Source organism: Actinoplanes sp. NPDC048791 (assembly GCF_040650095.1).
GTDB lineage: Bacteria > Actinomycetota > Actinomycetes > Mycobacteriales > Micromonosporaceae > Actinoplanes.
On the sequence record NZ_JBEZGQ010000555.1, the window covers coordinates 1 to 5,625 of the forward strand.

Annotated in this window: 5 protein-coding genes and 1 pseudogene; 4 read left to right on the forward strand and 2 right to left on the reverse strand. The window is 70.8% G+C overall.

The annotated features are described in order from the left end of the window. The 4 genes and pseudogenes from AB0C29_RS30865 to AB0C29_RS30880 form a co-directional block, all read left to right on the forward strand. Positions 1–215, forward strand: a pseudogene (locus tag AB0C29_RS30865) (hypothetical protein); the annotation flags it as partial. Next, on the forward strand, positions 212–1,387 hold the full coding sequence (locus tag AB0C29_RS30870; RefSeq protein WP_360827492.1) for a zinc-dependent alcohol dehydrogenase: 1,176 nt from the start codon (positions 212–214) through the stop codon (positions 1,385–1,387). The pseudogene AB0C29_RS30865 and the gene AB0C29_RS30870, both read left to right, overlap by 4 nt. A gap of 25 nt (positions 1,388–1,412) precedes the next feature. Then, positions 1,413–2,060, forward strand: coding sequence for a DUF1345 domain-containing protein (locus AB0C29_RS30875; RefSeq protein ID WP_360827495.1), 648 nt, complete (start codon positions 1,413–1,415; stop codon positions 2,058–2,060). A gap of 104 nt (positions 2,061–2,164) precedes the next feature. After that, positions 2,165–3,190 carry a LuxR C-terminal-related transcriptional regulator gene (locus AB0C29_RS30880; RefSeq protein ID WP_360827498.1) on the forward strand — a complete coding sequence of 342 codons (1,026 nt, stop codon included), beginning with the start codon at positions 2,165–2,167 and terminating at the stop codon, positions 3,188–3,190. Between the two features lie 40 nt (positions 3,191–3,230). Here the strand turns inward: AB0C29_RS30880 and AB0C29_RS30885 are convergent, their stop codons facing one another. Both AB0C29_RS30885 and AB0C29_RS30890 read right to left on the reverse strand, forming a co-directional pair. Continuing rightward, complete coding sequence (locus AB0C29_RS30885; protein ID WP_360827501.1) at positions 3,231–4,274, reverse strand: LuxR C-terminal-related transcriptional regulator; 1,044 nt, start codon at positions 4,272–4,274, stop codon at positions 3,231–3,233. A 57-nt stretch (positions 4,275–4,331) separates the two neighbouring features. Further along, positions 4,332–5,387 carry a LuxR C-terminal-related transcriptional regulator gene (locus AB0C29_RS30890; RefSeq protein ID WP_360827504.1) on the reverse strand — a complete coding sequence of 352 codons (1,056 nt, stop codon included), beginning with the start codon at positions 5,385–5,387 and terminating at the stop codon, positions 4,332–4,334. Positions 5,388–5,625: the final 238 nt, after the last annotated feature.

Sequence of the window (5,625 nt, forward strand, 5' to 3'; positions counted from 1 at the left end):
GCGACCGGCGGCGGTCCGGCAGCGCGCCCAGCCGGCTGACCGGCAACGACCCGCAGGCCGACGTGCGGTCCGCGCTGCGCCGGGCCAAGCAGCTCATCGAGGTGGGCGAGGTGCTGGCGGTGGATCCCGTACCGCACGGTGATCGGACGCCGACTCCCGGCGGGGCGCTCGTGGAGGCGTGGACCCGGGTGGCGCCCAAGGCAGGTGTGCGATGAAGGCGGTGACCTGGCGCGGGGTCAACGAGATCGGGGTCGAGGACGTCCCCGAGCCCACGATCCTCAACGACCACGACATCATCCTCAAGGTGGGACTGAGCGCGACCTGCGGCTCGGACCTGCACCTGATGGGCGGCTACATCCCGACCATGCGCGCGGGCGACGTGCTCGGGCACGAGTTCATGGGCACGGTCGCCGAAGTCGGCCGCGGCGTGACCAAACACAAGGTGGGCGACCGCGTGGTGGTGGTCTCCTTCACCAGCTGCGGGCAGTGCTGGTACTGCCGCCAAGGGCTGTGGTCGCTGTGCGACAACGGCAATCCCAACCCGGGGATCACCGAGGCGTTGTGGGGCCAGGCCATCGGCGGCTGCTACGGCTACTCCCACGCGCTCGGCGGCTGGGCCGGCAGCCACGCCCCGTACATCCGGGTTCCGTACGCCGATCAGGGTGCGTTCGCGATCCCCGACGGCGTCTCCGACGAGCGGGCGCTGTTCGCCTCCGACGCCGCACCCACCGGCTGGACCGGAGCGCACCAGGCCGAGGTCCGGCCGGGCGACATCGTCGCGGTGTGGGGGGCCGGCGGCGTGGGGCAGATGGCCGCCCGGGCGGCCATGCTGATGGGCGCCGAGCGGGTCGTGGTGATCGACCGGTACGACAACCGGCTCGAGCAGGTCCGCACCCACATCGCGGCGGAGACCCTCGACTACGAGAAGGTCGACGTCCCGGCCGAGCTGCGCGAGATGACGGGTGGCCGGGGGCCGGACGTCTGCATCGAAGCGGTGGGTATGGAGGCCCACACCCCGGGTCCACAATACGTGTACGACCAGGTCAAGCAGCAGATGCGGCTGCAGACCGATCGGCCCGCGGCGGTACGCGAGGCGATCTACGCCTGCCGCAAGGGCGGAACGGTGTTCACCCTCGGCGTCTTCGCCGGGCTCGTCGACAAGTTCCCCCTCGGCGCCGTGATGAACAAGGCGCTCACTCTGCGCGGCGCGCAGCAGCACGGGCACCGCTACATCCCGGAGATCCTCGATCGCATGAGCCGGGACGAGGTACGGACCGAGCACCTCGCGACCCACGTCATGACTCTCGACGACGGGCCGAAGGGCTACCAGATGTTCAAGAACAAGGAGGACGGGTGCGTCCGTGCCGTGTTCCGTCCGGGTGCGTGAGCGTCACCTACGCCAGGGTGGGGAGGTGACGGGTTCGGGGTCGTCGACCATTCTGTCCTGGCGTCGCTTGCTGACCTGTCTCGGCGGCGGCCTTGTCGCGGCCGCGCTGACAGTGGTCGCCGATGCTCCCGAGATGGCGGTGCTCGTAGGCTGGACCGTCGCTGCCGGCGGCCTGCTGATCATGGTGTGGCGGATCAGCTGGCCGCTCGGCTCCACGGCGACCAAACGGCTGGCCGAGGAGGAGGGGCGGACCCGCGTCACGGATACCGCCGTGCTGGGTGCGGCGGTGGTCAGCCTGGCCGCCGTCGTGGAGGCCCTGGTCCGGTCCGGTACGCAGGACGCCGTCGGCGTCGCCACCGTGGTGCTCGGCATCCTGGTGGTGATCCTGTCGTGGGCGTTGGTCAACACGGTCTTCGCGCTCAAGTACGCACGCCTGTACTACTCGGGCGGCGACGGCGGCATCGATTTCGGCCAGCGGGAACCGCCGGCCTACAGCGACTTCGCCTATGTCGCCTTCACCGTGGGAATGAGCTTCGCGATGCCGGACACCCAGCTCACGGACACCTCGATCCGTAAGGTCGCCCTCGGGCACGCTCTGCTGTCCTACCTTTTCGGGACCATCGTCATCGCCGTGGCGGTGAACCTGGTGACCAACCTGGGCCAGTCCTCGTAAGGGCACGCCGCTGCAGGTTTAGGAATCGCCGCGGTGCCCACTCATCCGGGCGGCGGGCGGGATCAACCGTCGCCGGATCGGGTGAGGGCAGGAGATGCCGGCGGATGGCTGAACTCCCGGACGGTGGCTTCGCGACGGTGTCGGAGATCAGCCAGATCGCGTCCGCGCCGGGCACGGTCGAGCAGCGGGCCGGGGCGGTACTGGATGCGTTGCACCGGCTGGTTCCTTTCCAGGCCGCGGTGATCTACCTCCTCGATCCGGACCGTCGTGCGGCGGTGCCGGTCGTGAGCCGTGGCTATGACCGGGCGGTGTCGGAGTACCTGACCAGTCCGGCCAACACCGAGGAGATCGAGCTGCTCGGGTTGACCCGGAATCACGCCGCGCTTCGGCTGCGCGACCTGCCCGTGCCGGTCGAGCGGGTCCGGGGCTGGGTGGAGCATCTCCGGCCGGCCGGGTTCCGGGAGGGTCTGGGCGTCGGGCTGTTCACTCCCGAGGGTCGCCATCTCGGAATCCTGGGCCTGAACACCGACACCGAGCGGCATCCCACCGAGGCCGCCCGCGACCTGATCGCCATCCTGGCCCCGTCGATCGCGAAGGCGGTCGATCCCACGCGATCGCTTGCCGGGATGGCGCGGATCATCAATCCCGCCCTGGCCGGAATCCTGCTGACCCGGGCCGGAAGTACGCTGCCGCTGACCGGCCTGCCGGGCCACCCGCTGCTCGACGCCGGCTCCACCGTCCTGGCGGTGGCGGCCCGGCAACTGACCGCCGGCGGCGGCTATGGATCCTTCCTGTGCCCGGGCGCCGCGCACGACCCGGCGAACAGCCACGTCCGGATCACCATGCTGGCCTGCCCGCCGGAAACCCCGCAGTACGTGGCGGCGGTGGTGCTGCTGTCCCCGCCCGGCGACCTGTACGGGCTGACCGGCCGGGAACTGGAGATTCTCGGTCTGATCGTCGAGGGATGGTCCAACCGCCGGATCGCCGCTGCCCTGTTCATCGCCGAGCGTACGGTGGCCGCCCACGTCGAGCACGTCCTGGCCAAACTGGGCGCATCGACGCGGACGCTGGCCGCCGTCCGCGCTTTCCGCCTGGGCCTGTTTGTCCCGCTCGCGCTCGCCGTGGTCTGAGCACCGCCGATGGAAGGGGAACCCGATGCGGCCGGCAGTCCTATGACCGGGAGCCGGCGGCCAGGCCGGCCGGGATGTAGAGCCCCTCCCGGGCGGCGCGCAGGACGGCCGTGGCCTGGTCCGCGACGGTGAGCTTGAACCGGATGCGTTCGAGGTGACCGTCGACGTTCTTCACCGGGATGCCCCGGGCAACGGCGATGGACGCCGCCGTTGCACCGTTGACGAGCGCACCGAGGATCTCCAGCTCGGTTCCGGTCAGCTCGTGCAGGTCGCCCGGTGCGCTCACGGCGACGACAGCGCGGAGATGACGCGGAGGAGGACCATCGCACCCCAACAGAGTGATTCGGACGTGCCCGGCTTCGGTCGGCGGCCGGTCGTACGGGGCCAGAAACGTGGCGTAGTCCGGTGTCCGGCCGAGATGCGCGATCACCGCCGGGAGGACGACCGACGTCGCCTCCAGCAGCGGATGCGTCGGCAGTCCGGGCAGCGGCAGTGTCCCGCCGGACGTGGTCAGCACGGTGGCCGCGGTCATCCGCTGGACGATCCGGGCCAGCACCGTGAGCGAGCGGAGCGGGTCCACCGCGTGCGCGATGGTGGGGGCCAGCAGCCGCATCAGGTTGCAGGCGGCCGGGCTCAGGTGTGCCGGAGTGTCGGTGTTGAGTCCCAGGAAGCCGATCGGGCGGCCGTCGTGGGTCACCAGACCGACACCGAGACCGTCCCGGAAGCCGGCCGGTCGGAACAGTTCCATCCAGGTCGGGATCTCCTGCAGGGGCACCGGCAGATCCCGGATGCGCAGCGGCGTTGTCCCGCGCAGGCCCAGCCGCTCGACCTCGTCGTAGTCCTGCGGGGTGGTCATGTATTCGCGGATGCGGTCGTTGTGACCGTGGCAGGTCAACGGCTCGTGCCGGCGCAGCTCCGGATCGAGCAACGCGATGCGGACGGCCTGGAAGGGGATGACTTGACGCAGCGGGTGCAGGATCGCCTCCGCGCGTTCGGCCAGGCTCGCCGGTAGGTTCGCCAGCGCGGTCACTTCAACAGCGACCTCGGCGGCGCGCGGTGGCAGGTCGAACACCTCGAGCCCCATTCGTGGCGGCTTGACTGACACTTTCAGCGTACCCATCGGCGCCGGTCCCGGCACCCCTCAGCCGATCACCGCGGGAGACGTCCCGGTGCGCACATCGATGAGCCGGTACGGGATGTACAGACCACGGCGCATCGCCAGCACGGCGGCGGCGGTACGGGTCGGTGCGCGCAGCTTCGCCCGGATGTGTTCGAGGTGAGCCGCGACGGTCCGCGCGGTGATGGACAGGCGGGCAGCGATGCCCTGATTGGCGTGCCCCTCGATCACCAAGCCGAGGACCACCAGTTCCCGCAGCGTCAAAGCGTCGAGATCCCCGGAGGGTGAGATCACGACGAGCCCGGCGAGATCGTCCGAAGAACCCGGCGGGCAGGCGAGCCCGGTGATCCGGACGTAGCGATCCTGGCCCTCGTCCGCCGGAACGGGGCAGAGGAATGCTGTGTGCCGGACCCGCTCGGTCAGACCGTCGACCGCCGTGGGCACGACGTCGGGGTATCTGGTGAGCAGCGGATCGACGGCCATCCCGGGAAGGGGTGTGACGGCGCCCCGGCGGTCGACGGCGACGGCGGCGGTGGCGCCGTGGACCAGCCGCGCCAGTCCGCCCAACGAGTTCATCGGGTCCAGGGCGGCGGTGACCGTGTGCGCGATCGCCCCCATCGCGTCCCTGGCCTCAGCGGTCGGGTGGCTGGCCGTGTCCGTGTGCAGTGCGAGGACGCCCAGGTGGCGGCCGTCCGGAGTGACGAGGGGAACGCCGAGGGCTTCCCGGTATCCGGCCGGCCACCAGTGTTCGGACCAGCACGGCAGCTCGGCCGTGTGCGGCGGGGCGTCCTGCAGGCGCAGGGGCCAGTGTCGCCGCAGCAGACCGGACTCCTTCCTCGCCTCGGTCAGCTCCTCCGAAGCCATGAAGGCGCGGTTGTCCGGATCGTGGCCGGCGGAAGTGACTGTGGTGTAGCGGCGGTGGTCCTCGTTGAGCGTGCCGATCCACCCCGCTGCGAACGGGACGACCCGCTTCATCGGATCCCACATGACTGCCAGGGCTGCGGCCGGGCCGCCTCCGGTCGGTAGCACCCGGTTGATCTCTGCCGCGAGCTCCAGCGCGGCAGCCAGTACCTTGGTCACAGCCAGCAGCTCCCCCTGACGGACTGGTGGAGAAAAGCCGCGTACCCCCTGGCAACGGCCGCAAACTTCGAGGGCGGGGATTCAGGTCATTTCTCGCCGGATTTCGACTCGGTGGTGCCCGGTCGCGGCGGCAGCGCCGTGGCATCCTCCTCGGCCAGCGACTCGGCGGCGGTGCGGAGGGCGGCCGCCGCGGCGTCGGCGGCAGCCTGCTCGACCGGCTGACTCCCGCCGGCTGCCC